The following is a 25,933-nucleotide window of genomic DNA, read 5'->3' on the forward strand; positions in this document are numbered from 1 at the left end:
TTTCTGTAAATTATCAAACCCATTCAGCAAGTTAAAAACATAAGAAATTTTTGTGAATCCCCTCCTTTTTGCTCCGTGCTCCCAAAGGGGTATAGCTTCGCCTTAAAGTTGCATTTAAAATGCACCTTATCAAATGACGATGAGGTAATTGCAATGGCCTACCGCGACCAACCATTAGGCGAGCTGGCGCTCTCCATTCCACGCGCATCTGCGCTGTTCCGTAAATACGACATGGATTACTGCTGCGGCGGTAAACAAACCCTGGCGCGTGCTGCATCGCGCAAGGAACTGGATCTGGACCTCATCGAAGCAGAACTGGCGACACTGGCCGAGCAGCCGCTGGAGAAAGACTGGCGCAGCGTGCCGCTGGCTGAAATCATCGATCACATCATCGTGCGCTATCACGATCGTCACCGCGAACAGCTGCCAGAACTCATTCTGCAGGCCACCAAAGTTGAGCGTGTGCATGCCGAGAAGGCCTCTGTCCCGCGTGGTCTGGCGAAAAATCTGACCATGCTGCACCAGGAACTGTCCAGCCACATGATGAAAGAAGAGCAGATCCTGTTCCCGATGATCAAACAGGGAATGGGTAGCCAGGCGATGGGTCCGATCAGCGTGATGGAAAGTGAGCACGACGACGCGGGTGAACTGGTGGAGGTGATCAAACACATCACCGATAACGTGACCCCGCCGGCGGATGCCTGCACCACCTGGCGCGCCATGTATAACGGGATTAACGAGATGATCGACGATCTGATGGAACACATCAGTCTGGAGAATAACGTTCTGTTCCCACGCGCGCTGTCCGGGGAATAAAGAAAAGGCCACAGCGGCCTGATGCCCTCACCCACCGGGAGAGGGAGAAAACATAAAAAACGGCAATCGAAGTTGTAATGCTGGTCAGTTAAGCAAAATCACGCTTTTTTATTCGTTATTTTACTGACTACAAAGCCCTTTGAGGAAAGCGTGGAACCGTTCCGTTCACTCTTAATCCTCTGCTTCCTGTCTGACGCGCTGCGGTGAACGTGTTAAGGGGGCCGCCGCCCCCTTAACAATCCCGGCTTCCGGCACAGAAAATCGCCGCTGCGCGGTCCCTCCACCTTCTCAGCGGTCTGAATGGGGCACGGGTGTTGAGTCCCCGCTGAAATCGGCGAACCGGAGACCGGATGACAAGGGCTGGACGCCAGGGATGGCGGACAGAGGCGACGCGAGACAGGACAAAATTGCCAGGAGCAATTTTGAACAACGCTTGCGTTGGCCCCGAAGGGGCGAGTCCCAGGGATGGGACGAGTCATCACGAGTTGAGCCGACCGCAGGCAGGAGGTCGTGAGGTGAGCGTAGTGCGAAGCACCGATTTCGTCGCGGGGCCGCGGGGATTGGCAAGGGGGTCGCGGTGACCCCCTTGCCACGTTCACGTGCCGTGAAGCTACTATAATCTGCTGAACATAAAGTGAACGGAACAATCCTCAATGCTTAACTGACCAGCATTACAACCGAAGTTGCCGTTTTGCTTTTACCTTACGCCTGCCATCCGTTTCTTACCGATAAACATCCAGCCCAGCCCCAGCGCAATAAACCACAGTGGCGTCACGATCAGCGCCTGACGGGTATCCTCTTCAAGGGTTAGCAGAACCAGGACGAACACAAAGAATGCCATGCAGACCCAGCACATCACCTTGCCCCACGGCATTTTGTAGATTGACTTCTCATGCAGGTGCGGACGCTGTTTGCGGTACACCAGGTATGAGCAGAGGATGATGGTCCAGACGAACATGAACAGGATCGCCGACACCGTGGTGATCATGGTGAACGCACCGATCACGCTCGGGTTAACGTACAGCATCACTACGCCGCCCAGCAGGCAGATACAGGAGAAGGTCAGCCCTTTCGCCGGTACCGCACGCTTAGAGAGTTTAGCGAACGCGCTCGGCGCCACGCCTTCCTGCGCCAGGCCGAACAGCATGCGGCTGGTAGAGAACACGCCGCTGTTGGCGGATGAGGCCGCAGACGTCAGTACCACGAAGTTAATCAGGCTCGCCGCAGCCGGCAGGCCCACCAGCACAAACAGCTCCACGAACGGGCTCTTGGTCGGCACAACCGAGCTCCACGGCGTGACCGACATAATGACAATCAGCGCAAAGACGTAGAACATAATGATGCGGATTGGAATGGAGTTAATTGCGCGCGGCAGAGATTTTTCCGGATCTTTGGTCTCTGCGGCGGTTGTTCCCACCAGCTCAATCCCCACGAAGGCAAACACCGCAATCTGAAAACCGGCAAAGAAGCCACTCAGCCCTTTCGGGAACCAGCCGCCGTCATTCCACAGATGGGTTACCGAGGCCTGCACGCCACTCGGAGAAGTGAAGTGCGTCAGTACCATCACCAGGCCAACCACGATCAGCCCGACAATCGCGACGATTTTGATCATCGCGAACCAGAACTCCATCTCACCGAACATCTTCACGGTGGCGAGGTTCAGGCTCAACAGCAGGACAATCACCGCCAGTGATGCAACCCAGTCGGAGAGTCCGGGGAACCAGAACTGCGCATAGGCCGTAATGGCGACAACATCGGCCATCCCGGTGACCACCCAGCAGAACCAGTAGGTCCAGCCGGTGAAATAACCTGCCCACGGTCCTAACAGGTCGGAGGCAAAGTCGCTAAAGGATTTGTATTCGAGATTCGAGAGCAGCAGCTCGCCCATTGCACGCATAACAAAAAAGAGCATAAAGCCGATGATCATATATACGAATATGATTGACGGCCCGGCCAGACTGATGGTTTTGCCTGACCCCATAAACAGCCCGGTGCCGATAGCACCGCCGATGGCGATAAGCTGAATATGACGGTTTGTGAGATTACGCCGTAGCGACTGCTCAGACGGTGCCTCTTCGTCGGCAACGACTTTTACCTGATCTACCATGTGATTTTTTCCTGTTGTAACTGCCTGTGTTGTTTAGGCTCTTCTGGCCCTTTATAACGTCGAAAAGCGACGGCCCTGTTTAAGGACTCATCGATATTAGGTAAGAATCGGCGGGATGAATACTATGATTTAAATATTATGTTAATAATATGTTTAAAGTGAGTGTCATATCACTCATACAGCGCGAAACAGCTCACAAAAATACACTTACCATCTACATTTGCAAGATAATCTGTTGATTAGCGCGTAACTATAGGTTTTTTAACTATTTTCCCCTCCCCAAATGAGGAGAGGAAAAAGATCGTTCGCTTACAGGATTTCCAGCAGCTCGACTTCAAACACCAGGGTGCTGAATGGCGGGATAGACGCGCCAGCGCCACGCTCGCCGTAGGCCAGGTTCTGCGGGATAGTCAGTTCCCATTTAGAACCAACTGGCATCAGAGTCAGCGCTTCGATCCAGCCTGGGATCACGCCGTTGACCGGGAATTCTGCCGGTTCGCCGCGCGCCACGGAGCTGTCGAACACGGTGCCGTCGATCAGCTTACCGGTGTAGTGCACGCGAACGTGGTCAGTGCGAGCCGGGATAGTACCTTCGCCCTGGTTGATCACGCGGAATTGCAGCCCGGTTTCGGTGCTGTTCACGCCTTCGCGCTCGCGGTTTTCTTCCAGGAACTTAACGCCTTCTGCCGCCATCTCTTCAAAATGCGCGCGACGCACAACGTCAGCACGTTCGTGAATTTCGCGCAGCGCGCGGTGAACCACATCCACCGGAACCGCCGGGTGCTTACCTTCCAGCGCATCGGCGATACCCGCCACCAGCGCTTCAGGTAACAGACCCTGCAGGCCTGATTCGCTCAGCTGCTGGCCTACCTGCAAGCCGATACCGTAGCTTGCCTGCGCTTCGATTGTGTCAAAAGTCGGGGTGGTCATGGGTTTTCCTTCCATCACATTTAAAGTAGCGGGCAGCATAACAGCCACCCTCCATCCGGTAAAACTTTGTCTTATTGAAAGATGACAAATTGCGACGAAACAGAAACAATAGAGACTATCTGGATTATTCCCGAATATGTCACGGAAGCCGGCTTTGCTACGCCCATCAGTCAGTTAGCAAACTATACTTCTCGGGACAGGATAAAAGCGACGCGGAGCAGGAGGAAAGCCATGCCCGGGCCATTTGAATTAAAACCTACCCTGACGAAAATCTGGCATGCGCCAGACAACTTTCGCCTTATGGATCCGCTGCCGCCGCTGCACCGCAGAGGCATTATCATTGGGATGCTGCTGGTCATTATAGGTTTCTTGCTTCCGGGTGCCGACGATAGCGGGACACCCCCCGCGCGTCGGGATGCGGAGCTGGATATCCGCTCGCAATCGCAGCCGCAGCCAGACGCACAGCCGATGCAGACGCAGCTGGTTGCACCGTCAAACGATCCGGGCCAGATGGCCCCCGTCGAACCGGAGCCTGTCCAGGAGGAACAACCGCAGGAGCAGCAGGCTGCCACCCCGGTTCAATCCCAGCAGCCGCCGGGTATCGAACAACAGTGGCGTACCTATCGCGTAGAAGCGGGCAAAACGATGGCGCAGCTGTTCCGCGACCATAACCTGCCGCCTACCGATGTTTATGCGATGGCGCAGGTCGAAGGCGCAGGCAAGCCGTTGAGCAACCTGCAAAATGGCCAGATGGTGCAGATCCGTCAGAACGCCAGCGGCGTGGTGACAGGCCTGACGATTGACAGCGGTAATGGCCAGCAGGTGCTGTTTACTCGCCAGGCTGACGGCAGCTTCTTACGCGTTAAGTAGTACGCTTACCGGGGTGACAAGGCGGGCTTTTTGCTCTCCTTGTTAACCCACCAAATCCCGGAACAGACCAGCACCAGCGCAATCGCGTATTTGATATCCAGAATATTTTCCCCAAGGAAGACAGCAGACAGCACCGTTCCGGCCACCGGGACGACAAAGTTGAACGGTGCGATCATGCTGACGCGATTGTATTTCAGCAGCAGACTCCACAGCGCAAAGGCCACCGAAGAGAGCAGCGTCAGATAGCCCAGCACCGCCGCCGCTTTAACGCTGTGCACTTCCAGCGTCCCGCCCGTGATATACCCCCCGACAACCAGCATTACGCCACCAATTGCCAACTGCCAGCCGGTCATCACCATCGGGTCGACCGTCTGGGAAATGCGTTTCCCGTACAGGGTGGCGGCAGAGAGTATAAAGGCCGCCAGCACCACAAAACCGTCCCCGTTCCAGACAAAATGGAAGTCCTGCAGGCCGCTGTTAAAGTTTACGAGCATTACCCCTGCAAAACCGAGGATGCAGCCGAGGGCTTTGTTGTAGCTGATCCTGTCGTTTTGATAGATGAAGTGCGCCAGCATCACGCTGAAGAAGGTGGCGGTGGCGTTCATGATCGACCCTTTCGCACCCGTGGTGTAGGCGAGGCCGATATAAAAGAAAGTGTACTGGATTGCCGTCTGCGTCAGGCCAAGCACCGTCAGCTGGCCAAACTGCCGTGGGGTAAGTCTGGCGACAGGCTTACGCTGGGCGAGGGCAAACAGCAGCAACAGCAGGCCTGCAAAGACAAAACGGTAGCCGGCAAAGACCACCTTTGAGGGAATATCGTCGGTGGCAATCTGAAACAGTTCATAGCCGCTTTTGATCGCCGGATAGGAGCTGCCCCAGAGCAGGCAACAGAGCGTCGCGCTGGCATAGGCGATTTTTTTACGGGCAAAAACGGGTGTGGGCAGAACGGAGTCCATAGCAAATCTCAAAGATAAAATGGCGTTTCATTTTATTATCAGAGAATGCGGCAGGAATAGCTACCATACAAGCCAAAAAGGCGAGCCGGGTCGCGTTAAAAAGCAAAACGCCGGCACAAGGCCGGCGCTTCGACGTGGTGACGAGTAATTACTTACTCAGCAACAACGTTAACAACCAGTTTCGCGAAGACTTCGCTGTGAACCTGGAAGTCCACTTCGTGCTCACCGGTGGTACGCAGAACGCCGTTCGGCATACGAACTTCGCTCTTAGCCACTTCAACGCCAGCTGCAGTTACAGCGTCAGCGATGTCGCGAGTACCGATAGAACCGAACAGTTTACCTTCGTCGCCTGATTTAGACGCGATGGTAACGGTGCCCAGTGCATTGATTGCTTCAGCGCGAGCGTTAGCAGCCGCCAGAACGTCAGCCAGTTTGGCTTCCAGTTCAGCACGACGGGTTTCGAAAAACTCAACGTTTTTCTTAGTAGCAGGAACAGCTTTGCCCTGTGGAACCAGGAAGTTACGAGCGTAGCCCGCTTTAACGTTAACCTGATCACCCAGGCTGCCCAGGTTTGCTACTTTATCAAGCAGAATAACTTGCATTACCTTATCCTCTTAAAGTCGTATTAATGGACCGTGCCCGATTACTGATGACGATCAGTGTACGGCAGCAGAGACAGGTAGCGAGCGCGTTTGATAGCGCGAGCCAGCTGACGCTGATATTTTGCACGAGTACCGGTGATACGGCTTGGGACAATCTTACCGCTTTCGGTGATGTAGTTTTTCAGCGTTGCGATATCTTTATAGTCGATCTCTTGAACGCCTTCCGCGGTGAAACGGCAGAACTTGCGACGACGGAAATAACGTGCCATATGGCTAGTCTCCAGAATCTATCAAATCAATCTGCTCGGCATGCAGAACCATCTTGCTCAGGCCGTTCTTTGCCTTGTGGCAAGAAATGAACCCCTGAACGGTTACTGCGCTACCGACCGTTATACTGTGAGTAATGGCCTGGTTTTCGTGTCCGCTAATAATAACGGGCATTTGGCACCACGCCTGCCGGTGAAACCCGGCTTCCTCCTGCACTGAACGATGCTCAAGCACGAACTGGCAGTGAGGAATTCCTGATGGGCTGACCTTACGAAGGGGGGTCCTGCACACAGTGCCAGACAACACCAGACGGTTGGTCATCAGAAATTACTCTTCAGAATCCCCAGCATCAGCATCATCTGCGGTTTCATTTGCGAAGTCATCGCGACGCTCACGGCGCTCGTCTTTCGCTTTAACCATCGGAGATGCTTCAGTAACTGCGTTCTTAGTACGCATTACCATGCTGCGGATAACGGCGTCGTTGAAGCGGAAGTTAGTTTCCAGCTCATCGATCGCTTCCTGCGGAGCTTCAACGTTCAGCAGAACGTAGTGAGCTTTGTGCAGTTTGTTGATCGGGTAAGCCAGCTGACGGCGGCCCCAGTCTTCCAGACGATGAATCGTGCCTTCTGCTGCAGTGATTGCAGTAGTGTAACGTTCGATCATACCCGGAACCTGTTCGCTCTGGTCAGGATGGACCATAAAAACGATTTCGTAATGACGCATCGAATTGCTCCTTACGGATTATTCAGCCTCCTGTCTGGGTCAGCCGCGGCCCATGGAGGCAAGGAACGTGATTAAAGGGCGGCTGAAAAATTGACGCGCCATTCTAATTGCCCCCCCCAGAAAACTCAAGTTGATTGCACAAATAATTCGCACAAAGCGCAAAGCCAGTCTAAGTGGGTGATTTACCATTAGTCACAGGCGATCGCGACGTTTTTTTGAACAACAGCATCAGAAATGGTCGCGATTGCCCACCAGATTAGTGGTTACACTTTAACCAGTAGACGTGAATATCGTCGCACCGAAGGTTGTCGTGGAGCGCATATCATGAAAAAGATCACCCTGGCCATTCTGGCTGCGCTATTGCTCAGTGCAAACGCGACAGCAGCCATAAAGGTTGATAGCCGACAGGCCAGAAATATGGATGATGTGCAAAGTCTGGGCGTCATTTATATCAACCATAACTTCGCCACGGAAAGTGAAGCTACAGAAGCGATTAACGCAGAAGCCGATGCGCGGGATGCCCGCTACTATCACGTCATGCTCACCCGTGAACCGGGCAGCAACGGCAATATGCACGTCAGCGCAGATATCTATCGGTAATGCTTTGACGCTAGCACCAGGAAAGCCAACAACGAGAATATTGTCATAGTGAGATTAGCCCCCTGCCCGGGGGCTTTTTTTATTTTTGCCCGTAATAGGCATTCGGACCATGCTTACGCATAAAGTGCTTGTTGAGCAGATAGCGGTCGACCGGCTGCAGTTGCGGATTGATGCCCTGGGCAATCCACGCCATTCTTGCTACCTCTTCCAGCACCACGGCGTTATGCACCGCATCGTGGGCATCTTTACCCCAGGCGAAAGGACCGTGCTGCCAGACAACAACCCCCGGATTGTGCAGCGGCTCAGCATCACCCAGCGTTTCAATGATCACCTTGCCAGTGTTGAGCTCGTACTCGCCCTGCACCTCCTCTTCACTTAATCCCCGTGTACAAGGGATATCGCCAAAGAAGTAGTCCGCATGGGTGGTCCCCAGCGCGGGGATCGCCCGCCCGGCCTGCGCCCAGGCAGTCGCGTGCGTCGAGTGGGTATGCACCACCCCGCCGATTGAGGGATAACGCTGATAGAGCGCAAGATGAGTTGCGGTATCGGAAGAGGGTCGCCATTTCCCCTCGACGACCTTGCCGCTGAGATCCACCACCACGATATCGTCCACGCCCATGCTGTCATAGGCCACGCCGCTGGGCTTGATCGCTACCCACCCGCGCGCGCGGTCAATGGCACTGACGTTTCCCCAGGTAAAGGTGACGAGACCGTAACGCGGCAAATCCATATTCGCCTCATACACCTGCTGCTTAAGCTGCTGCATGTTCGCCTCCTGTCAGCCCGGCACGCGCCATCTGTTCAAGCACCCAGTCGCGTGCTTTTGCAACTTCACGCTCCGGGTTTTCAGCGGTTTCGCTCCACATCTCAATCAGATACGGTCCGCAATAGCCGCTCTGTTTAAGCGTGGTAAAGCACTGTTCAAAATCCACTACCCCGCTGCCGAAGGGGACGTTTTTAAACACGCCCGGTCGCGTGTCTTTGACGTGTACCGCCACGATGTGCCCTGTCCCGGCCTGCAGCTCCATCTGCACGTCGTTATCCCACGCGGAAAGATTGCCAATATCGGGATAGAGCTGGAACCACGGGTTATTCAGGTAGTGGGCATAGCCCAGCGCTTTGCTGATGGAGTTCATCAGCGGGTAGTCCATGATCTCCATCGCCAGCGTCACCTGCGCGCGGCTGGCCATCTCGACGCTCTCTTTCAGCCCTTCGCGAAAGCGGCGGCGCGTTTCATCGTTCGCTTCCTGATAGTAAACGTCATAGCCCGCGAGCTGGATAACGCGGATCCCCACGTCCTGAGCCAGGCGAATCGCCTTCGCCATGATCTCCAGCCCCTGGCGACGCACCGCATTGTCCTGGCTGCCGAGCGGAAAACGACGGTGGGCACTCAGGCACATCGACGGCACGCGTACGCCAGTTTCAGCGATAGCGGACACCAGCGTCAGCCGCTGCTCACGCGACCAGTCGAGACGCGACAAGCGCGCATCGGTTTCATCCACCGACATTTCGACAAAATCAAAGCCCAGCTTTTTGGCGAGCTGGAGTCGCTCAAGCCAGTCCTCCCCGGCGGGGAGGGCCTTTTCATAGATCCCGAGCGGAACCTGTTTGCTTAACATAGCCGCTCCTTATCCCCACAGCTGGGCGATGGAACGTTTGAACTGACGTGCGGCTTCAACCGGCGAGGCGGCATCGCGAATGCTGCGACCGGCGATAAACACGTGAATCGGAATACCGGCGAACAGCGGCAGATCCTCGAGCGCCAGGCCACCCGTCACGGTGACTTTAAAGCCCATGTCGGCCAGACGCTTAACGGCGTTGATATCCGCTTCACCCCAGGCAACGCCCGCCGCCTGCGCATCGCGACTGCGGTGATACACCACCTGCTGAATACCAACGTCGCGCCACGCTTTCGCCTGTTCCCAGGTCCAGAAGCCAGTCAGTTCGATCTGCACGTCGCCGTTAAATTCTTTGGCGACGTCCAGCGCCCCCACGGCAGTGTTGATGTCTGCGCAGCAGATCACCGTGACCCAGTCGGCGTTGGCTTCAAAACACATCCGCGACAGGATTTTGCCCGCATCGGCAATTTTGGCGTCCGCCAGCACAATTTTGTGCGGATACAGGGCTTTCAGATCGCGAACGGCGCGCACGCCCTCCCCCACGCAGAGGATGGTGCCCACTTCAATAATGTCGACCTCATCGGCGATAAGGCGTGTGGTGTCATAAGCGTGAGACAAGGTCTGGTTATCCAGCGCAACCTGGAGCATCGGTAACTGTGACATAGATATTCCCTCTTAGACGGCGGCCGCATCGGCGCGGTCAATTAAATCCAGCACGTCCTGCTCGCTGCGACAGGCGCGTAAACGGTCAAAATTGGCTTCATCTTCAAACAGATTAACGATTTGCATGATCCCCACTTCCTGATGGGTATTGGCATCCACCGCCGCCATGGTGATCAGGATATCGACCGGGTCATTGTCGTCATGGTTAAACACCAGCGGCGTTTTTAGCGTCACCAGCGCAAAGCCCGTTTTCTTTACGCCCTCTTCCGGGCGGCCATGCGGCATAGCCAGCCCTGGGGCAATCACAAAGTACGGGCCAAACTGCGCAACGCCATCGAGGATGGCCTGGTAATAACGCGGCTCGACCACGTCGGCCGCGACCAGTAAATCGACACCGATTTTTACCGCTTCCTGCCAGCTGCTGGCGTCTGCCTGCAGCGTGATGGAGTGGTTCTCGGCCAGTGAATCACGTAATTTCATGGCGCAACCTTATTTCACATCTGCTGGAAAGTGCGCAGCGATCACTTCCATCAGTTTTGGGCCAAAATCTGCGGGGGAGAGCATATTGCGCACGCCCACCACGTATTTATTGCCTGACACCGTGATTTCGCCGGCGATATGGGTCGAGGCAATGATCACGTCCGCCCCACTGAGTTCGCTTTTGTACTCACCGACGGCGCAGCTGTTCACCGTGTGATTCACACCCTGCTCGGTGAGAAACTGATCCACTTTCATTTTCATGATCATGGAGCTGCCTTGTCCGTTGCCACATACAGCCAGAATACGTACGGTCATAATCAGAACTCCTTATTAAGCAGAGTGCTCTGCCAGTTGTTTTTCTGCGTCTTCTTCAGCGCGTAGAGCCCGCCCGGCGAAGATCATATAAGCCAGTGCAATCAGGATAATGACGGCCATAAAGACGATGCCGACCGAGGCAAATCCTTGCATCATTGGCGGGGCCAGAATCGACCAGTCCGCCATCCCCATCCAGGCACTCATCCCGGTGAGTTTTACCGCCCAGACGCAGCCGAAGATTTCAATCATGCCCATCACCAGGCAAATCTTGAGCGCCGCGCGCCAGCCGCCAAAGTGGTTAGCAAACACGCCGATGGTGGCGTTGGAGAAGAACATTGGGATAAAGCCAGGAATGATCAGAATGGAAGAGCCACAGCCCACAAGGATGCCAACCGCAATTAACTGGCCGATGGTGCCCCACATAAAGCCCCACACCACGGCATTAGGCGCAAAGCTATAGATAGCCGCACAGTCGATAGCAAGCACGGCACCGGGAATCAGACGTTGTGAGATACCGTTGAAAGCTTCTGACAATTCGGCGACGAACATACGCACGCCCTGGGTGATGATGAAAATCGCCACGGCGAATGAGAAGCCCGTTTGCAGGATGTAGATTGTCCAGTGAGTTTTACCGGCCATCGCCTGCACAACGTCAATACCGAAGGAAAGCAGGATAGCGCCAAAGAACACCGTCATCACAATCGCTGTGGAGACGATATTGTCGTGGAAAATGTTCAGCCAGCCGGGCAGCTTAAGGTCTTCAACGCTCTCTTCTTTCTTGCCGAGGAACGGCGCCACTTTGTAGGCAATCCAGGACGCAAACTGCTGCTGGTGGCCGATTGAGAAACCGCAGCCGTCAGTCACTTCCTGGGTAGGTTTGTACATCATGTTGGAGGTGATACCCCAGTAAAGCGACACCAGCACTGCGGTACAGATAATGGTGGTCCACATCGGGTAGCCGAAGATGTAGAAGGATACGGCTATCAGCCCGGCCTGCTGGAACATGATGTGGCCGGTGAGCATGATGGTGCGGATGCCGGTAATCCGGCGCAGCAGAACATAAATAATATTCAGCGCCAGCGCCAGCAACACCGCGTAGCCCACCCAACTGTAGGCGTCCCCCATCCGTTCGATGGTGGCCATCATCGAGGCATAGGTGTCTGATATGGCACCGTTAATGCCGTACACCTCTGACATTTTGGCGACCACCGGCTTAAAGGTGCTGGTTAAAATGCCCGAACCCGCCTGAAGCAGCATAAAGCCGATGATGGTTTTGATGGTGCCTTTGACTATTACGCTCACGCTTTTGCGCAGCAGGATGTAGCCCAGACACGTCACAATACCCAGCAGCAGCGGGGCGTTAGTCATTACCTGATTAAAAAACACGGTAAAGACGCTGTAGAGGATCTCCATAACACTCTCCGGTAAAGGAAGCACGGTGCGCGAGGCTTGTGCGAAAGTGCCCCCACTCTAGTAATCACAAATAATCACTACAAGATTGAATTTGATTATTTGTGATGTATCACGCAAATTATTTCCACACGCCGCGCAGTGACTTTATCCTCAACAACTGACATCCATATAAAATCTTATAATTCAATTAATTAATTAAACTCAATGTAACAACAAGTAGGGCTGACGACGTCTGGAACGGACTTCGCACAAGAATTTCGCCTGGCAAAATGCCGTTGCAATGTTGCTTCCCCGGTGTCAACATAAATCAAAATACATCACCAATTGATTAATTATGAGAAAAAGGGAGTCCGCAAAATGAGTAAAGTGAACAGCATCACCCGTGAATCATGGATCCTGAGTACGTTCCCGGAGTGGGGGAGCTGGCTGAATGAGGAGATTGAACAGGAGCAGGTCGCTGCCGGCACCTTTGCGATGTGGTGGCTGGGCTGTACAGGGATCTGGCTGAAATCAGAAGGCGGCGCGAATATATGCGTCGATTTTTGGTGCGGGACAGGCAAGCAAAGCCACGGCAATCCGCTGATGAAAACAGGGCATCAGATGCAGCGCATGGCTGGGGTACAAAAGCTGCAGCCTAACCTGCGCACTACCCCGTTTGTGCTCGATCCGTTTGCTATACACCAGATCGACGCCGTACTGGCTACGCACGACCATAACGATCACATCGATGTGAACGTTGCGGCCGCCGTTATGCAAAATTGCGGCGACGATGTGCCCTTCATCGGCCCGCAAACCTGCGTGGATATCTGGATCGGTTGGGGCGTACCGCCGTCGCGCTGCATCGTGGTGAAACCGGGCGATGTGGTGAAGATCAAAGACATTGAAATTCATGCCCTTGACGCGTTCGATCGTACGGCTTTAATCACCCTTCCCGTAGAGCAAAAAGCGGCGGGCGTGTTGCCGGACGGCATGGACCAGCGCGCGGTGAACTACCTGTTCAAAACCCCCGGCGGCACGCTGTACCACAGCGGCGATTCACACTACTCCAACTACTATGCAAAACACGGCAATGAGCATCATATCGACGTGGCGCTGGGCTCGTATGGTGAGAACCCGCGCGGGATTACCGATAAAATGACCAGCGCCGATATGCTACGCATGGCGGAAGCGCTGAACACGAAAGTGGTTATCCCGTTCCACCATGATATCTGGTCGAACTTCCAGGCGGATCCGCAGGAGATCCGCGTGCTGTGGGAGATGAAAAAAGACCGGCTGAAATATGGCTTTAAGCCGTTTATCTGGCAAGTGGGCGGCAAGTTTACCTGGCCGCTGGATAAGGATAATTTTGAGTACCATTATCCGCGCGGCTTTGACGACTGCTTTACGATTGAACCGGATTTACCGTTCAAATCGTTCCTGTAGTTGGCCACGCTATCGCCGGGCAATGCGCCCGGCGATTCCATCTTTTGCTTAGTATTTTCAGGCTATTTCAAATATCATCTTTTGAAATCAATTTATTTCGGAATAGCTCATGACAGAAGCACAGCGACACCAAATATTACTGGAACTCCTGGCGCAGACGGGGTTTGTCACCGTCGAACAGGTGATTGCCAGACTGGGCGTTTCCCCCGCCACCGCACGCCGGGACATCAACAAGCTGGATGAAAGCGGCAAGCTAAAGAAAGTGCGCAACGGTGCAGAAGGCATCAGCCAGCAGCGTCCGCGCTGGTCGCCGATGAATATTCATCAGGCGCAGAATCACGACGAGAAAGTACGTATTGCCCGCGCGGCATCGCAGCTGGTCAATCCAGGCGAAAGCGTGGTCATCAACTGCGGCTCAACCGCCTTTTTGCTGGGCCGCGAGATGTGCGGAAAGCCGGTGCAGATCATCACTAACTATCTGCCGCTGGCTAACTACCTTATCGATCAGGAACACGAGAGCGTGGTGATCATGGGGGGTCAGTACAACAAGAGCCAGTCCATCACCTTAAGTCCGCAGGACAGCGAGAACACGCTGTACGCCGGACACTGGATGTTCACCAGCGGTAAAGGGCTGACCGCCGAGGGATTGTATAAAACCGATATGCTGACGGCGATGGCCGAGCAGAACATGCTGAACGTGGTCGGCAAACTGGTGGTGCTGGTCGACAGCAGCAAGGTCGGCGAGCGGGCCGGGATGTTATTCAGCCGCGCGGAGCAGATAGACCTGGTGATTACCGGTAAAAGCGCTAACCCCCAGATCCTCCAGAAGCTGGAAGATCAGGGCGTGAAGGTCCTGCGCGTTTAGAGATGCTGGCGGAAAAACGCCACCGTGGCATCAAGAGCGGTCGGCGTGATGCGATGCTTCACCCCCGCTTCCCATAAACAGGTCAGCTGTTTATCCAGCCCTTCCCGCTGTAACGCCTGCTGTAAACGGAACGTCTCTGCGGCAGGCACCACGTCATCTTCTTCACCGTGCCAGAGCAGTAGCGGGCGATCGCCCAGACGCGGCAGCGCCGTCGTCACGTCCCAGTCGGCAAGCGGTGCCAGGGTGGCGTCGAACGCCTCAGGCAGCAGGGGTGGAAACAGCGTCCGGGCCAGGGTCGTGAAATAGCCGGAGCCCATCAGGCTCGCCACGCAGGTTACCTCCGGATGACGCGCCATGATCCCCAGCGCAGTCATGCCCCCCATTGATGCGCCGGCCACCGCCAGCCGTTCGTCCTGCACCAGTCCAGCCTGATACAACGCATCCCGCAGTCCGGCGAACTCGCTGAGATTCCCGTGCAGAATCGGCCAGAACTGCCCGAGTCTTGCCTGCTCATCGCCCGCAAAGCGCGCGCCGTGATCCGGGGCATCTGGCATCACCACCCGAAAACCGGCCTGCGCCAGAGCGACCGCAAAATAACTGTAGACCAGCTTAGAGGAGGTAAACCCGTGGTAAAAAATAACCACCGGCAAGGGTTGCGCCCCCATTCCTGCCGGGACGGCGTGTACAATCTCACGATCGCCAAACTGCCGTATTTCAAGTTCAATCATTGTTGAGCCTCATGCGAAAGGGTGATTCATAATGTTGAGAACTGGCTTACGCTTTCGCGAAATTTTCATTCGAAAATTACGCCGCAGATAACAGTTTGGGAACATTCCCCCAAAATCAAATTAACAGAGATCTACACTATGGCTATCAGGAAACGAGATTGGGTTATGCGAAGGTTTGCTGCTTTAATGCTGATGCTGCTGTTGAGCGGGTGTAGCGCGCTGCAAGGTACGCCGCAACCCGCGCCGCCAGTGGCCGATCATCCACAAGAGATTCGTCGTAATCAAACGGAAGGATTACAGCGAATGGCCACGGTCACCGCACTTGAGCGGGGCTCGCCAGCGGATGTGGAGGATGCGATTAAAGCAAAAGCCGTCGCCGCAAAAGCAGATTACTACGTCATTATCCTTATCGATGAAACTATCGTAACAGGGCAATGGTACTCGCAGGCCATTCTGTACCGAAAGTAATGACCGGTATTTAAACGATATTTACACTGCTTTGCGTCCATAGACGTTTTCCTGTCCACAATAAACTCCGTGCCTATGACAATGGAAGTGAGTTTATTTGCGAAGGATTGCCCGGCGGGTACCGGGGACACGTAAAATGGAGCTGACGATGAAACGATCTCTTGCTTTGACCTCACTGTTGCTCTCAGCCGGTCTGGTGAGTACAGCCGCGCAGTCAGCCGAATTTGCCAGCGCTGATTGCGTAACAGGTTTAAATGAAATTGGACTGATTTCCGTGAGTGATATCTCAGGGAGTCCCCAGGATGTAGAGCGCATGGTTGCGCTAAAAGCTGACGAACAGGGTGCCTCGTGGTATCGCATCATCAAAATGCAGGAAGACAACCATGTTGATCGCTGGCGAGTACAAGCCATACTTTATGCCTGAAAAGCAACCCTAAAAAGCCACTCATTTTTAGTGGCTTTTTAATATTTACAATTCTATTATCCTTGTTGTTACTACCTCATGACCTTCCTGCAACATTTAGTTACATAAACCCAATAAATGTTATCCCCGCTCTGCCGTTGAAAAGCGATACCTTTTTAGCAATGAGCAATTTATGATCAATTTTTTTCGCCGTGCAGGTCTGGGCACTAAGCTATCGCTGCTTACCGGCTTGAGCGTTGCCATACTCTTTCTGCTTTTCACTTTTCTTCTGAGCTATAACACCAGTCAAAAACTCAAATCTTTGGCCATAGAAGATCTGCATAACCAGTCCACCGGCGTGGTGGATATGGTGCAGATGTTCAATACCAGCCTCACCGAAGAGGTGGAGAGCTATACCCGCCTGTTTACCACCTTTTTGCCGCAGCCGCTGAGCCTTGATGCCAGCCAGACCCGCACCATCAACGGCCAGAATGTCCCGTTGTTGAAAGGCGGTGATACGGAACTCCATGAGAACAACACCACACCCGATGATTTCCTGAATCGCACCGGTGCTATCTCTACGCTGTTTGTGCGCAGCGGCGACGACTTTGTCCGCGTGGCAACCTCGCTGCGAAAAGAGAACGGCGATCGGGCCATCGGTACGGTACTGGACCCTGCCAGTCCGGCCTGGGCGGTGGTCACCCAGGGCGAGGTGTATCGCGGCCTCGCCCCGCTGTTCGGCAAACGCTACATCACCCAGTATCAACCGGTAAAAGACGCGGGTGGACAGGTGATCGCCATTATCTTCGTCGGGGTCGACATTACCCACTCATGGAACGCTATGCGCGAGAAGATCCTCAGCCGCCGTCTGGGCGAGAGCGGCCACTTCTTCGTGCTGGATCGCAGTCATGGCAAAAATCACGGCCAGTACCTGTTCCATAGCACAGAAGAGGGGCAACTGCCGAAGTGGGAGAACGACGTTCAGCAACAGCTGCTGGGGGATCGTTCCGGCACGCTGGAGCGCCAGAGCGCCGAAGGTCGCACGCTGATTATGGCCTGGACGCCGCTCCCGGGCTGGAACTGGACGATAGTGGGCCAGGTGGATAAAACCGTTCTGTTGGCCGATGTGACCAGCCTGCGCGATCGCTTCCTGCTGGCGGGAGTCGTCCTGTCCGCACTCTTCGCCATGCTGTTCGTGTTTATTATCCGCCGCTGGCTTACGCGCCCGCTGCGCGATGTGATTGGTCTTGCGCAACAGTATGCCGCAGGCGATCTGCGCGCCACCCTGCCTGCCACCCGTCAGGATGAGGTGGGGCAGCTGATCAACGCCATCAACGGCATTGGCGGCGGGCTGCAAAAAATCGTGCTGCAGGTGCGTGAAGCGGCGGGAGATATCCATCTGGGAACCAACGCTCTGGCGGCGGATACCGGCGAGATCTCCGAGCAGATCAATAAGCAGGCCAGCAGCGTGGAAGAGACCTCCGCCAGTATGGAGCAACTGGCGGCCAGCGTGCAGCAGAATGCAGCCAATATGGAGCAGACCCAACAGCTGGTCGGCGAAACCTCCCGGGCGGTGCATCAGGGCGGGGAGACCGTCAACCATGCTGTCGCTACCATGGATGATATTCGCGAAGCATCGAAACGTATCGAAGCCATCACGCGGGTGATTGAGGGTATCGCTTTCCAGACCAATATTCTGGCCCTGAACGCCGCCGTAGAGGCCGCCCGGGCGGGTGAACACGGTAAGGGCTTTGCCGTGGTGGCCCAGGAAGTCCGCGCCCTGGCAGCGCGTAGCGCCAACGCGGTAAAGGAGATTGAACTGCTGATTGGCGATACGCTCAGTAAAGTGAGCGAGGGCCACGCCCTGTCGGAGCAGACCCGTCAGGCGATGGAGAGCATCATCGGGCACATCGACAATATCAACCAACTGGTTACGGAGATTAACCATGCCTCCCGCGAGCAGTCGGCAGGCATCGGTCAGGTGAACATGGCGATGGCGCATATCGGCGAAGCGTCGCATATCAACGCCGATCGCGTTTCACGCAGTGAACAGACGGCGCAGACCCTGCGGGGGAAAGGGTCGCACCTGACCAATCTGGTCAGCCTGTTCCGTCTGTAAGTCTCAGGCAACGCCGCCCGTGGCGCGCAGGAGCAGGTCGTCCTGCACCTGCGCGCTGAGCAGAGAGCCCCCACGGGCGTCGAGCATTTCACGGCACCAGGCCTGCGCCATCGGTGGTGATGTATGGCGCAACATCTGCGCCCCCGTGCCCAGCTGAAAGATCTGCCGGGCGATCTCCCTGCCCTGCGCCTCCTGCGGCTTACGCAGTTTTTGCTGCAACTGCCGCCAGCTGCGGTCGAAATGGCGGTCCTGTCCTTTTACTTCGGCAAAATCCGCATACAGCATATCGGCCACGCCAGGCTGCTTCGCCAGCACCCGCAGTACGTCCAGCCCCATGATATTCCCCGATCCTTCCCAGATGCTGTTGACCGGCATTTCACGATACAGACGCGGCAGTTCGCTCTCTTCGCAGTAGCCGATCCCGCCCAGAACCTCCATCGCCTCGGCGACAAACGGGATCCCCGCCTTGCAGATGGCAAATTTAGCCGCCGGGGTGAACAGCCGCGCCCACAGCGCTTCCTGCTCATCCGCCCGGCGATCCCAGGCCCGCGCCAGACGGAACAGCAGCGCGGTTTGCCCCTCGAGCTGTAGCGCCATCCGGCTTAGCACGTCGCGCATCAGCGGCTGCTCGATCAGATTTTTGCCAAAGGTCTGGCGCTGGTGGGCGTGATACAGCGCCACCGAGAGTGCGCGACGCATCTGCCCGTGGCTGCCGAGGGCGCAGTCAAAGCGGGTTAATCCGCCCATTTTAAGGATCTGGCGCACGCCTTCGCCTTCTTCACCCAGCAGCCAGCCGGTGGCGTCGAGAAATTCGGCTTCACTGCTGGCGTTCGAGCGATTGCCCAGCTTGTCTTTGAGCCGCTCCAGCTGTACGGCGTTGCGCAGCCCGTCGGGCAGAAAGCGCGGAACGAAGAAGCACGACAGCCCGCCTTTGGCTTGCGCCAGCACCAGGTGCGCATCGCTTTGCGGCACCGAGAAAAACCATTTATGGCCCACCAGCCGGTAACTGCCGTCGCTGCAGCGCTCCGCCCGGGTGGTGTTGCTGAGAACATCTGAACCGCCCTGCTTTTCCGTCATCCCCATCCCAATCAGCAGGCCGCGCTTTTGGTTGCCGGGTGCCAGATGCGAGTCATATCGGTCGCTGAGCAGCGGCGTCAGCCAGTCGTGGAAGGCGCGCGGCAGCGCCTGCTGCAGCAGCGGCGTGGCGGCAAAGGTCATGGTGATAGGGCACAGCGTGCCCGCCTCCACCTGGGCATGCAGGACAAAACGTGCCGCCCGGGCCACGAAGGATCCTTTTCGCGCCTCCTCTTCCCACGCCAGGTTATGCACCCGGTTAGCGCAAAGCCCCTGCATCAGCAGGTGCCAGGCCGGATGAAAGCGCACGTCGTCCAGCCGCGTGCCGCTGGCATCATAGCGCAGCAGTTCAGGTGGATTGACGTTGGCAAGTCTGCCCAGCTCCAGTGATTCGGCGGTGCCCAGCTGCTGACCGATACTGGCGAGCAGCTCGGCGTCCCACTCGGCACCTTCGCGGTTGACCGCTTCACACAGGGCGCGGTCGGAGAGGAAAAGATTGCTGTTCGTCAGGGGTGAAGGCTGATTGAAAACCGTATGCGTTTGCCAGTGCATGGTGTGTCCCTCCTTCAATGGCAAAGAAGGTAAGTATGGACGCTACGGGAGGAGGTATTGCGCTCAGCAAGCGTGAAACAGCTCACACAACCTAAGAATAATAAATTTCCCCGCCAGCTTATGGTGAATAATTTATTCTCATTTCTCAGGGAGAATCACGATGCAATCTACTCAACTTGCGCCAGAGGCCCACAAGCGCGCGTTAATTGCAGGATCGATTGGTAACTTCATCGAATGGTATGAGTTCGCGGTGTACGGTTTTATGGCCACCGTCATTGCGAAAAACTTTTTTCAACTGGACGGTGAAACGGGGCTGACCAGTCTGATCCTCACCTACGCCTCCTTCGCCGTCGCCTTCTTCTTTCGCCCGCTCGGTGCCATCGTCTTTGGCCGGATAGGCGATCGGATCGGGCGTAAGCCCACGTTGATTATTGTGCTGGTGTTGATGACTCTGGCAACGGCCGCCATCGGACTGGTGCCGGTGTATGCCAGCATCGGCATTGCCGCCCCGCTTATCATCACCGGCCTGCGGATCCTGCAGGGGTTGTTCGCAGGTGGCGAGTACGGTGGCGCGGTGTCGCTGATGACCGAGTTCGCTCCGCGCGGCAAGCGTGGATTGTACGGTGCCTGGCAGTCCTTTACCGTGGCGCTAGGCCTGCTGGCCGGGGCAGGCATTGTGGCGCTGCTCTCAGTACTGCTGACGCCAGAGGCGCTGCATGACTGGGGCTGGCGTATTCCGTTCTTTATTGCCCTGCCGTTGGGAGCCGTTGCCCTGTGGCTGCGAGTGAACATGGAGGAGACGCCGAGCTTCGTGAAGCAACAGGCAAAACCGGTGGCGGTGAAAGCGCAGACCGCGGCAACGCTGAAAGCGATTGTGATGGGCATCGGTCGGGTAATGGTGTGGTCTGCCGCTGGCTATACCTATCTGGTGATTATGCCCGCCTACCTGCAATCGGCCCTGCACACCGGTTTTAATCAGGCACTGCTGATTGCGGTGATTTCCAATATTGGCTTCGCCCTGACCATTATCCCGTCGGGGATACTAAGCGATCGCATCGGGCGCCGGACGGTGATGGTGATCGCCGCCGCGCTGCTGCTGATCCTCGCCTTGCCGCTACTGAAAATATTGCAGGCGGAGTCCAGCACTCTGGCGGTGAAAGCGACAGTGGTACTGATTGCAGGGGGTCTGGTGGGGATGCTGGCAGGTCCGGGTCCGGCGATGCTGTCCGAAATGTTCCCGACACGGGTACGTTATACCGGGCTGGGTCTGGCCTATTCCCTGTCGAACGCTATCTTCTCGGGCTGTGCGGGATTGATCATTACCGGGCTTATCAAAGAGACGGGCAATCTGGACATTCCGGCCTATTACGTGATGGCAACGGCGGGGGTGAGTATCGTGGCGCTGATGACGCTGAATAAAGACGACCATCTACGTTCACTGGAGGAGTAAGGAATACAGCCGGGTAAAGGCGACGCTTTACCCGGCACAGCGCATGATTAACCGCGCTGACGGACCGCTTCGAACAGGCAGATGCCGGTAGCTACGGAGACGTTCAGGGAGGATACGCTGCCTGCCATCGGAATGCTGATCAGCTCATCACAGTGCTCGCGGGTCAGGCGACGCATACCTTCGCCTTCTGCGCCCATCACCAGCGCCATGCGGCCGGTCATTTTGCTCTGGAACAGGGTATGGTCGGCTTCGCCAGCGGTGCCCACGATCCAGATGTTCTCTTCCTGCAGCTGACGCATGGTGCGCGCCAGGTTGGTCACACGGATCAGCGGAACGTTTTCTGCCGCGCCGCAGGCCACTTTCTTCGCCGTGGCGTTCAGCTGCGCAGAGCGATCTTTTGGTACGATCACCGCATGCACGCCCGCCGCATCGGCGCTACGCAAACAGGCACCGAGGTTGTGCGGATCGGTTACGCCGTCGAGGATCAGGAAGAACGGGTTTTCCAGCGTGGCAATCAGATCCGGAAGATCGTTCTCCTGATACTGACGACCCGGTTTCGCGCGGGCAATGATCCCCTGGTGTACCGCACCCTCGCTTTTCTCATCGAGGAACTGGCGGCTGGCCAGCTGGATCACCACGCCCTGGGCTTCGAGGGCGTGGATCAGCGGCAGCAGACGTTTGTCTTCACGCCCTTTCAGAATAAAGACTTCCTGAAAACGCTCCGGGGCGCGCTCCAGCAGGGCCTGCACCGCATGGATGCCGTAAATCATATCACTCATTAAACTTACTCGTTTTAGGCGGGGTGCGCCGGGTTAAATTGGGCCGTGAAACAGGTCACTTGCGCCTAGTATAACCGACACTGCGCCCAAATCGACCCTTGTCGGCGTTAGCCATTCACCACCGCTTGCCCGGTACCTGCCGGGACCGGGTGCGCAGGCAAAATAGCGTTGAGTAAATAACGGGTATAGTCATGCTGCGGGTGCGTAAAAATGCGTTGTGTTTCACCCTGTTCCACCAGCCTGCCCCGGTGCATCACCCCTACCCGGTCCGCAATGTGGCGCACGACATTCAGGTCATGAGAGATAAACAGATAGGCCAACCCGTACTCGCGCTGCAGCCTCATCAGCAGATTGAGGATTTGCGACTGAATCGACACGTCTAACGCCGAGACTGGCTCATCGCAGATAATCAACTTTGGCTTGAGGATCAGCGCCCGGGCAATACCAATGCGCTGGCGCTGGCCGCCGGAAAATTCATGCGGGTAGCGGGCGGCATCCTGCGGGCGCAGGCCCACCTGCTCCAGCATGTCGGCCACCTGGGTTTTGCGGTTGCCAATACCGTGAATAATCAGCGGCTCCTCCAGGCTGTAGCCGACGGTGCGCTTTGGGTCGAGCGAAGAGAGCGGATCCTGGAAAATCATCTGCATATTGCGGCGCACCCATTTCCACCCGCTGGGGTTTAAATCTGCCAGCGAGCGCCCTTCAAACTGAATATCGCCCCCGCTTGCCGGGGTGAGCCCCAGCACGAGCCGTCCGGTGGTGCTTTTGCCGCTGCCGGACTCACCTACCAGCGCCCAGGTTTCACCCGCGTTGAGGGTAAAGCTCACCCGATCCACCGCAGGCACGGATTGCCCGCGGCGCTGAAAGGTTTTCGAAAGCTGATTCACGTTCAGTAAGGGGGTTGTCATGTGATGGCTCCTGTCTCGTCGGCTCGCCAGCAGCGAACCCGATGCGTCTCACGTTCAACGGTGCGCAGCTCGGGTGCCTGTCCCCGGCAGCGCGGCTGTGCCAGCGGGCAGCGATCGGCATAGGTACAACCCAGGGGCAGCGCGTGCAGAGACGGCACTTGCCCGGCAATTTCTGCCAGCGGCGTTTTGGGGGGGTGATCCACCGAGGGTCGAGCCGCCAGCAGCGCGCGGGTGTAGGGGTGGCGCGGGCGCTCAAACAGCGTATAGACGTCGGTTTCTTCCACCACCTGACCGGCGTACAGCACCACCACGCGCTGGCACAATCTGGCCACCACGCTCAGATCGTGGGTGATAATCACGATCCCCATTCCGGTTTCATGCTTAAGTTCGTCGAGCAGATCGAGGATTTGCGCCTGAATGGTCGCATCAAGGGCCGTCGTGGGTTCATCGGCAATCAGCAGCGACGGCGAGGTGGCGACAGCCATCGCAATCATCACCCGCTGGCGCATTCCACCGGAGAGCTCATGCGGCCAGGCACCGGCGCAGCGCGCAGGGTCGGGTATCCCCACCTGATCGAGCAGCACGAGGATTTTCGCCTGCCGCTGCGGGCGCGTCAGGGACGTGTGCAGCCGCAGGCTTTCGCCAATCTGCTCGCCAATGGTCATTACCGGGTTCAGGCTGGCCAGCGGGTCCTGAAAAATCATCGCCATGTCGCGCCCGCTCATCTGCCGACGGGCGTTAGAAGAGAGGGTATGCAGCGCATTGCCCGCCAGAAATACCTCGCCCTCAACCCGGCTGGTGCGCGGCGAGAGCAGCCCCATCAGCGCCTGCGCCGTCACGCTTTTACCGCAGCCCGACTCGCCAATAATGCCCAGCGTTTCGTGGGCGTTAACCTGAAACGAGACGCCGCGCACCGGAGAGATAATGCCCTGGCGGGTGGCGAAATCGACCGCCAGCTCGTTGACCTGAAGCAGCGCCTCAGCCATGGCGTCCCCCTTGTTTTAACAGCCGTAAGATATGGCGCGGGAGTGGTTTCAGCCCGGGATCGGCGCTGTCGCGCAGGTCATCGCCAATGATATTGAGTCCCAGGATCAGCAGCACGATGGCGATGCCGGGGAAGAAGGTCATCCACCAGGCGGTAAAGATCACCGCTTTCCCCTCCAGCAGTAAATTGCCGAGGCTGGGCATCGGGGCCGGCACGCCAGAGCCGAGGAAACTGAGCGCCGCTTCGGTGAGAATCGCCACTGAAAAGACCCAGCTGACCTGCACGATAAACGGCGAAATAACGTTGGGCAGCAGATGCAGCCAGATAATGCGTGAGGAGCTCGCCCCCTGCGCCCGCAGCGCTTCGATAAAGTTTTTCTCTTTGATGACCAGCGCCGCACCGCGGATCACCCGGGCAATCGATGGGACATATACCAGCGACAGGGCCAGCACCACGTTGGCAATATTTGGCCCCAGCACCCCCACAATGGCAATGGCCAGCAGCAGAGAGGGAAAGGCAAACAAACCGTCGCAGATGCGCATTAACACCCGGTCGACGGGGCGATACCAGGCGCACAGCAGGCCGACCACCATTCCCGTGACGCCCGCAATCACCGCGACGGCAGCCCCAACCGAGAACGACACCCTTACCGCCAGCGCCACCCGCACGAACAGATCCCGACCAAAATTATCCGTGCCGAACCAGTGCGCGGCAGAAGGCGCTTTCAGGCGACTTAACGGGTCGATGCTGTAAGGATCGTAAGGGCTTAACCCGCTGGCAAAAAACGACAGCAGGACGATTGCCGCCAGCACTGCGGGCCAGATCAGCAGAGAAGGATTGCGGATCGGGATCATTTTTCACCCCCGTCGACAGAAAGACGCGGGTCGGCGAGATAGCTCAGCAGATCCACCGCCAGATTGATCAGCACGTAGCAGACCGTGATCAGCAGTACCACGCCCTGGATCACCGTCACGTCGCGCCGCTCGATCGAATCGACAATCAGCGATCCCACGCCAGGAATGCCGAACACGCTTTCGATAACGATGGTGCCCGTCACCAGCGAGGCAAAGGATTCGCCGCAGATCGTCAGGATCGGGATCAGGCTGTTTTTCAGCGTATGGCGTAGCAGTACCAGCCGCTCCGGCACCCCTTTGGCTCTGGCGGTGCTGATAAAGGGCTCCTGCATCACATCCAGCATCACCGCCCGCGTCATGCGGGCGATGAGCGCCGCAATGCGCAACCCCAACGCAATGGCCGGCAGGGTCAAATACCAGACGTTGAGCCAGAGGTTATCGTTGGTCGAGCGATACCCCACCACCGGAAACCAGCGCAGCTGCACCGCAAAAAAGAAGATCAGAAACAGACCGAGCAGAAAGCCCGGCACCGACATGCCAACCGTCGCCAGCATGCGGATAGCGCGATCCATCAGGCTGCCGTGCTGCCATGCACTCAGCACCCCGCCCGCCAGGCCGAGCACCAGCGCGATAGCCTGGGCATACAACGCCAGCGCCAGCGTGGGGGTAAGGTGTTGCAGAAACAGGCTCATCACGCTGGCATCAAGAAACAGGGAATGGCCTAAATTGCCGGTGAGGATGTCCGCAAACCAGCTGACAAACTGCACCAGCATCGGCCTGTCCAGCCCCATCTGCTGGCGCATGGCCGCAACGTCCTGCGGGCTGGCATCGTTACCGAGAATAACCAGCGCCGGATCGCCCGGCGCCAGATGAATCAGACAAAACACCACTACCGACACCACCAGCAGCACCGGTAGCAGTGCCAGCAGGCGGTGAAACAGATATCTTTTCATCGCCTTCTCCCG

29 protein-coding genes are annotated in these 25,933 nt (G+C 56.6%); 9 read left to right on the forward strand and 20 right to left on the reverse strand.

Features of this window, described 5'->3' with window-relative positions:
* The first annotated feature begins 153 nt into the window (after positions 1–153).
* Positions 154–816: an iron-sulfur cluster repair protein YtfE gene (ytfE, locus tag M8014_RS15370; protein WP_271283274.1), complete on the forward strand. Its 663-nt coding sequence runs from the start codon at positions 154–156 to the stop codon at positions 814–816.
* Between the two features lie 697 nt (positions 817–1,513).
* On the opposite strand, the gene cycA is transcribed toward ytfE, so the two are convergent.
* Positions 1,514–2,923 carry a D-serine/D-alanine/glycine transporter gene (cycA, locus tag M8014_RS15375; RefSeq protein WP_271283275.1) on the reverse strand — a complete coding sequence of 470 codons (1,410 nt, stop codon included), beginning with the start codon at positions 2,921–2,923 and terminating at the stop codon, positions 1,514–1,516.
* A 309-nt stretch (positions 2,924–3,232) separates the two neighbouring features.
* A complete protein-coding gene (gene fklB, locus M8014_RS15380) occupies positions 3,233–3,853 on the reverse strand; it encodes a BamJ family beta-barrel-assembly machinery protein (RefSeq protein ID WP_271267931.1) in 621 nt (206 codons plus the stop codon).
* A 231-nt stretch (positions 3,854–4,084) separates the two neighbouring features.
* Between fklB and M8014_RS15385 the strand changes: the two genes are divergently transcribed.
* Entirely contained in the window at positions 4,085–4,723 is a 639-nt protein-coding gene (locus M8014_RS15385; RefSeq protein WP_271283276.1) for a LysM-like peptidoglycan-binding domain-containing protein, read from the forward strand.
* Between the two features lie 5 nt (positions 4,724–4,728).
* Here M8014_RS15385 and M8014_RS15390 read toward each other — a convergent pair whose 3' ends face one another.
* From M8014_RS15390 to rpsF, 5 genes are all read right to left on the reverse strand, one after another.
* Entirely contained in the window at positions 4,729–5,679 is a 951-nt protein-coding gene (locus M8014_RS15390) for a DMT family transporter (protein WP_271283277.1), read from the reverse strand.
* A 152-nt stretch (positions 5,680–5,831) separates the two neighbouring features.
* The gene (gene rplI / locus M8014_RS15395; RefSeq protein WP_095280502.1) at positions 5,832–6,281 is read right to left on the reverse strand and encodes a 50S ribosomal protein L9; all 450 of its coding nucleotides are present in this window, start codon (positions 6,279–6,281) and stop codon (positions 5,832–5,834) included.
* Positions 6,282–6,322: 41 nt separating this feature from the next.
* Positions 6,323–6,550 (reverse strand): 30S ribosomal protein S18, encoded by a 228-nt coding sequence (gene rpsR, locus M8014_RS15400; RefSeq protein WP_000135199.1) that lies wholly within the window; start codon positions 6,548–6,550, stop codon positions 6,323–6,325.
* Between the two features lie 4 nt (positions 6,551–6,554).
* Positions 6,555–6,869, reverse strand: coding sequence for a primosomal replication protein N (priB, locus tag M8014_RS15405; RefSeq protein ID WP_006178996.1), 315 nt, complete (start codon positions 6,867–6,869; stop codon positions 6,555–6,557).
* 6 nt (positions 6,870–6,875) lie between these two features.
* Positions 6,876–7,271: a 30S ribosomal protein S6 gene (rpsF, locus tag M8014_RS15410; RefSeq protein ID WP_271267926.1), complete on the reverse strand. Its 396-nt coding sequence runs from the start codon at positions 7,269–7,271 to the stop codon at positions 6,876–6,878.
* A gap of 324 nt (positions 7,272–7,595) precedes the next feature.
* On the opposite strand from rpsF, the gene yjfY reads away from it, so the two are divergent.
* A complete protein-coding gene (gene yjfY / locus M8014_RS15415; protein WP_271267925.1) occupies positions 7,596–7,871 on the forward strand; it encodes a DUF1471 family protein YjfY in 276 nt (91 codons plus the stop codon).
* A gap of 79 nt (positions 7,872–7,950) precedes the next feature.
* Here yjfY and M8014_RS15420 read toward each other — a convergent pair whose 3' ends face one another.
* The 6 genes from M8014_RS15420 to ulaA are packed head-to-tail and all read right to left on the reverse strand — an operon-like array spanning position 7,951 to position 12,361.
* Positions 7,951–8,637 carry an L-ribulose-5-phosphate 4-epimerase gene (locus tag M8014_RS15420; protein WP_271283278.1) on the reverse strand — a complete coding sequence of 229 codons (687 nt, stop codon included), beginning with the start codon at positions 8,635–8,637 and terminating at the stop codon, positions 7,951–7,953.
* Positions 8,624–9,490, reverse strand: coding sequence for an L-ribulose-5-phosphate 3-epimerase (locus tag M8014_RS15425; protein ID WP_271283279.1), 867 nt, complete (start codon positions 9,488–9,490; stop codon positions 8,624–8,626). The genes M8014_RS15420 and M8014_RS15425 overlap by 14 nt, the downstream gene beginning before the upstream one ends.
* Before the next feature lie 9 nt (positions 9,491–9,499).
* Positions 9,500–10,153 carry a 3-keto-L-gulonate-6-phosphate decarboxylase UlaD gene (locus M8014_RS15430; protein ID WP_271283280.1) on the reverse strand — a complete coding sequence of 218 codons (654 nt, stop codon included), beginning with the start codon at positions 10,151–10,153 and terminating at the stop codon, positions 9,500–9,502.
* 12 nt (positions 10,154–10,165) lie between these two features.
* Positions 10,166–10,633: a PTS ascorbate transporter subunit IIA gene (gene ulaC, locus M8014_RS15435; protein ID WP_271283281.1), complete on the reverse strand. Its 468-nt coding sequence runs from the start codon at positions 10,631–10,633 to the stop codon at positions 10,166–10,168.
* Between the two features lie 9 nt (positions 10,634–10,642).
* Complete coding sequence (gene ulaB / locus M8014_RS15440; RefSeq protein WP_271283282.1) at positions 10,643–10,948, reverse strand: PTS ascorbate transporter subunit IIB; 306 nt, start codon at positions 10,946–10,948, stop codon at positions 10,643–10,645.
* Positions 10,949–10,963: 15 nt separating this feature from the next.
* Positions 10,964–12,361 carry a PTS ascorbate transporter subunit IIC gene (gene ulaA / locus M8014_RS15445; RefSeq protein ID WP_271283283.1) on the reverse strand — a complete coding sequence of 466 codons (1,398 nt, stop codon included), beginning with the start codon at positions 12,359–12,361 and terminating at the stop codon, positions 10,964–10,966.
* A 357-nt stretch (positions 12,362–12,718) separates the two neighbouring features.
* On the opposite strand from ulaA, the gene ulaG reads away from it, so the two are divergent.
* Complete coding sequence (ulaG, locus tag M8014_RS15450; RefSeq protein WP_271283284.1) at positions 12,719–13,783, forward strand: L-ascorbate 6-phosphate lactonase; 1,065 nt, start codon at positions 12,719–12,721, stop codon at positions 13,781–13,783.
* A 109-nt stretch (positions 13,784–13,892) separates the two neighbouring features.
* Entirely contained in the window at positions 13,893–14,648 is a 756-nt protein-coding gene (ulaR, locus tag M8014_RS15455; RefSeq protein WP_271283285.1) for an HTH-type transcriptional regulator UlaR, read from the forward strand.
* Here the strand turns inward: ulaR and yjfP are convergent.
* Positions 14,645–15,376: an esterase gene (gene yjfP, locus M8014_RS15460; RefSeq protein ID WP_271283286.1), complete on the reverse strand. Its 732-nt coding sequence runs from the start codon at positions 15,374–15,376 to the stop codon at positions 14,645–14,647. The genes ulaR and yjfP overlap by 4 nt on opposite strands.
* A gap of 138 nt (positions 15,377–15,514) precedes the next feature.
* On the opposite strand from yjfP, the gene bsmA reads away from it, so the two are divergent.
* The 3 genes from bsmA (at position 15,515) to M8014_RS15475 (ending at position 18,366) form a co-directional block, all read left to right on the forward strand.
* Positions 15,515–15,844, forward strand: coding sequence for a biofilm peroxide resistance protein BsmA (bsmA, locus tag M8014_RS15465; protein ID WP_271283341.1), 330 nt, complete (start codon positions 15,515–15,517; stop codon positions 15,842–15,844).
* A gap of 136 nt (positions 15,845–15,980) precedes the next feature.
* On the forward strand, positions 15,981–16,268 hold the full coding sequence (gene yjfN / locus M8014_RS15470) for a DUF1471 family protease activator YjfN (protein ID WP_418939613.1): 288 nt from the start codon (positions 15,981–15,983) through the stop codon (positions 16,266–16,268).
* Positions 16,269–16,440: 172 nt separating this feature from the next.
* Positions 16,441–18,366 carry a methyl-accepting chemotaxis protein gene (locus M8014_RS15475; protein WP_271283288.1) on the forward strand — a complete coding sequence of 642 codons (1,926 nt, stop codon included), beginning with the start codon at positions 16,441–16,443 and terminating at the stop codon, positions 18,364–18,366.
* 3 nt (positions 18,367–18,369) lie between these two features.
* Here the strand turns inward: M8014_RS15475 and M8014_RS15480 are convergent, their stop codons facing one another.
* On the reverse strand, positions 18,370–19,992 hold the full coding sequence (locus M8014_RS15480; RefSeq protein ID WP_271283289.1) for an isovaleryl-CoA dehydrogenase: 1,623 nt from the start codon (positions 19,990–19,992) through the stop codon (positions 18,370–18,372).
* A gap of 160 nt (positions 19,993–20,152) precedes the next feature.
* Between M8014_RS15480 and M8014_RS15485 the strand changes: the two genes are divergently transcribed.
* On the forward strand, positions 20,153–21,442 hold the full coding sequence (locus M8014_RS15485) for an MFS transporter (RefSeq protein WP_271283290.1): 1,290 nt from the start codon (positions 20,153–20,155) through the stop codon (positions 21,440–21,442).
* Positions 21,443–21,489: 47 nt separating this feature from the next.
* Here the strand turns inward: M8014_RS15485 and rlmB are convergent, their stop codons facing one another.
* The 5 genes from rlmB to M8014_RS15510 form a co-directional block, all read right to left on the reverse strand.
* A complete protein-coding gene (rlmB, locus tag M8014_RS15490; RefSeq protein ID WP_271283291.1) occupies positions 21,490–22,221 on the reverse strand; it encodes a 23S rRNA (guanosine(2251)-2'-O)-methyltransferase RlmB in 732 nt (243 codons plus the stop codon).
* 107 nt (positions 22,222–22,328) lie between these two features.
* Positions 22,329–23,129 (reverse strand): ABC transporter ATP-binding protein, encoded by an 801-nt coding sequence (locus M8014_RS15495; RefSeq protein WP_271283292.1) that lies wholly within the window; start codon positions 23,127–23,129, stop codon positions 22,329–22,331.
* Entirely contained in the window at positions 23,126–24,115 is a 990-nt protein-coding gene (locus M8014_RS15500; protein ID WP_271283293.1) for an ABC transporter ATP-binding protein, read from the reverse strand. Before M8014_RS15500 ends, M8014_RS15495 begins: the two co-directional genes overlap by 4 nt.
* On the reverse strand, positions 24,108–24,968 hold the full coding sequence (locus tag M8014_RS15505; RefSeq protein WP_271283294.1) for an ABC transporter permease: 861 nt from the start codon (positions 24,966–24,968) through the stop codon (positions 24,108–24,110). The genes M8014_RS15500 and M8014_RS15505 overlap by 8 nt, the downstream gene beginning before the upstream one ends.
* Positions 24,965–25,921 carry an ABC transporter permease gene (locus M8014_RS15510; protein WP_271283295.1) on the reverse strand — a complete coding sequence of 319 codons (957 nt, stop codon included), beginning with the start codon at positions 25,919–25,921 and terminating at the stop codon, positions 24,965–24,967. The genes M8014_RS15505 and M8014_RS15510 overlap by 4 nt, the downstream gene beginning before the upstream one ends.
* Between the last annotated feature and the right edge of the window lie 12 nt (positions 25,922–25,933).

The sequence above is a fragment of the Silvania hatchlandensis genome (genome assembly GCF_025564065.1).
Taxonomy (GTDB): Bacteria; Pseudomonadota; Gammaproteobacteria; order Enterobacterales; family Enterobacteriaceae; genus Enterobacter; species Enterobacter hatchlandensis.

What these genes read in the sequence shown, in the direction of transcription:
- cycA (WP_271283275.1), bottom strand. Translation starts at nt 2,923, where the DNA reads ATGGTAGATCAGGTAAAAGTCGTTGCCGACGAAGAGGCACCGTCTGAG.
- rlmB (WP_271283291.1), bottom strand. Translation starts at nt 22,221, where the DNA reads ATGAGTGATATGATTTACGGCATCCATGCGGTGCAGGCCCTGCTGGAG.
- M8014_RS15505 (WP_271283294.1), bottom strand. Translation starts at nt 24,968, where the DNA reads ATGATCCCGATCCGCAATCCTTCTCTGCTGATCTGGCCCGCAGTGCTG.
- ulaG (WP_271283284.1), top strand. Translation starts at nt 12,719, where the DNA reads ATGAGTAAAGTGAACAGCATCACCCGTGAATCATGGATCCTGAGTACG.
- fklB (WP_271267931.1), bottom strand. Translation starts at nt 3,853, where the DNA reads ATGACCACCCCGACTTTTGACACAATCGAAGCGCAGGCAAGCTACGGT.
- yjfP (WP_271283286.1), bottom strand. Translation starts at nt 15,376, where the DNA reads ATGATTGAACTTGAAATACGGCAGTTTGGCGATCGTGAGATTGTACAC.
- yjfY (WP_271267925.1), top strand. Translation starts at nt 7,596, where the DNA reads ATGAAAAAGATCACCCTGGCCATTCTGGCTGCGCTATTGCTCAGTGCA.
- M8014_RS15430 (WP_271283280.1), bottom strand. Translation starts at nt 10,153, where the DNA reads ATGTCACAGTTACCGATGCTCCAGGTTGCGCTGGATAACCAGACCTTG.
- M8014_RS15485 (WP_271283290.1), top strand. Translation starts at nt 20,153, where the DNA reads ATGCAATCTACTCAACTTGCGCCAGAGGCCCACAAGCGCGCGTTAATT.
- M8014_RS15495 (WP_271283292.1), bottom strand. Translation starts at nt 23,129, where the DNA reads ATGACAACCCCCTTACTGAACGTGAATCAGCTTTCGAAAACCTTTCAG.
- ulaB (WP_271283282.1), bottom strand. Translation starts at nt 10,948, where the DNA reads ATGACCGTACGTATTCTGGCTGTATGTGGCAACGGACAAGGCAGCTCC.
- bsmA (WP_271283341.1), top strand. Translation starts at nt 15,515, where the DNA reads ATGGCTATCAGGAAACGAGATTGGGTTATGCGAAGGTTTGCTGCTTTA.
- M8014_RS15480 (WP_271283289.1), bottom strand. Translation starts at nt 19,992, where the DNA reads ATGCACTGGCAAACGCATACGGTTTTCAATCAGCCTTCACCCCTGACG.
- M8014_RS15390 (WP_271283277.1), bottom strand. Translation starts at nt 5,679, where the DNA reads ATGGACTCCGTTCTGCCCACACCCGTTTTTGCCCGTAAAAAAATCGCC.
- ytfE (WP_271283274.1), top strand. Translation starts at nt 154, where the DNA reads ATGGCCTACCGCGACCAACCATTAGGCGAGCTGGCGCTCTCCATTCCA.
- ulaR (WP_271283285.1), top strand. Translation starts at nt 13,893, where the DNA reads ATGACAGAAGCACAGCGACACCAAATATTACTGGAACTCCTGGCGCAG.
- M8014_RS15425 (WP_271283279.1), bottom strand. Translation starts at nt 9,490, where the DNA reads ATGTTAAGCAAACAGGTTCCGCTCGGGATCTATGAAAAGGCCCTCCCC.
- priB (WP_006178996.1), bottom strand. Translation starts at nt 6,869, where the DNA reads ATGACCAACCGTCTGGTGTTGTCTGGCACTGTGTGCAGGACCCCCCTT.
- rpsF (WP_271267926.1), bottom strand. Translation starts at nt 7,271, where the DNA reads ATGCGTCATTACGAAATCGTTTTTATGGTCCATCCTGACCAGAGCGAA.
- M8014_RS15510 (WP_271283295.1), bottom strand. Translation starts at nt 25,921, where the DNA reads ATGAAAAGATATCTGTTTCACCGCCTGCTGGCACTGCTACCGGTGCTG.
- yjfN (WP_418939613.1), top strand. Translation starts at nt 15,981, where the DNA reads ATGGAGCTGACGATGAAACGATCTCTTGCTTTGACCTCACTGTTGCTC.
- M8014_RS15385 (WP_271283276.1), top strand. Translation starts at nt 4,085, where the DNA reads ATGCCCGGGCCATTTGAATTAAAACCTACCCTGACGAAAATCTGGCAT.
- ulaC (WP_271283281.1), bottom strand. Translation starts at nt 10,633, where the DNA reads ATGAAATTACGTGATTCACTGGCCGAGAACCACTCCATCACGCTGCAG.
- ulaA (WP_271283283.1), bottom strand. Translation starts at nt 12,361, where the DNA reads ATGGAGATCCTCTACAGCGTCTTTACCGTGTTTTTTAATCAGGTAATG.
- rpsR (WP_000135199.1), bottom strand. Translation starts at nt 6,550, where the DNA reads ATGGCACGTTATTTCCGTCGTCGCAAGTTCTGCCGTTTCACCGCGGAA.
- rplI (WP_095280502.1), bottom strand. Translation starts at nt 6,281, where the DNA reads ATGCAAGTTATTCTGCTTGATAAAGTAGCAAACCTGGGCAGCCTGGGT.
- M8014_RS15420 (WP_271283278.1), bottom strand. Translation starts at nt 8,637, where the DNA reads ATGCAGCAGCTTAAGCAGCAGGTGTATGAGGCGAATATGGATTTGCCG.
- M8014_RS15475 (WP_271283288.1), top strand. Translation starts at nt 16,441, where the DNA reads ATGATCAATTTTTTTCGCCGTGCAGGTCTGGGCACTAAGCTATCGCTG.
- M8014_RS15500 (WP_271283293.1), bottom strand. Translation starts at nt 24,115, where the DNA reads ATGGCTGAGGCGCTGCTTCAGGTCAACGAGCTGGCGGTCGATTTCGCC.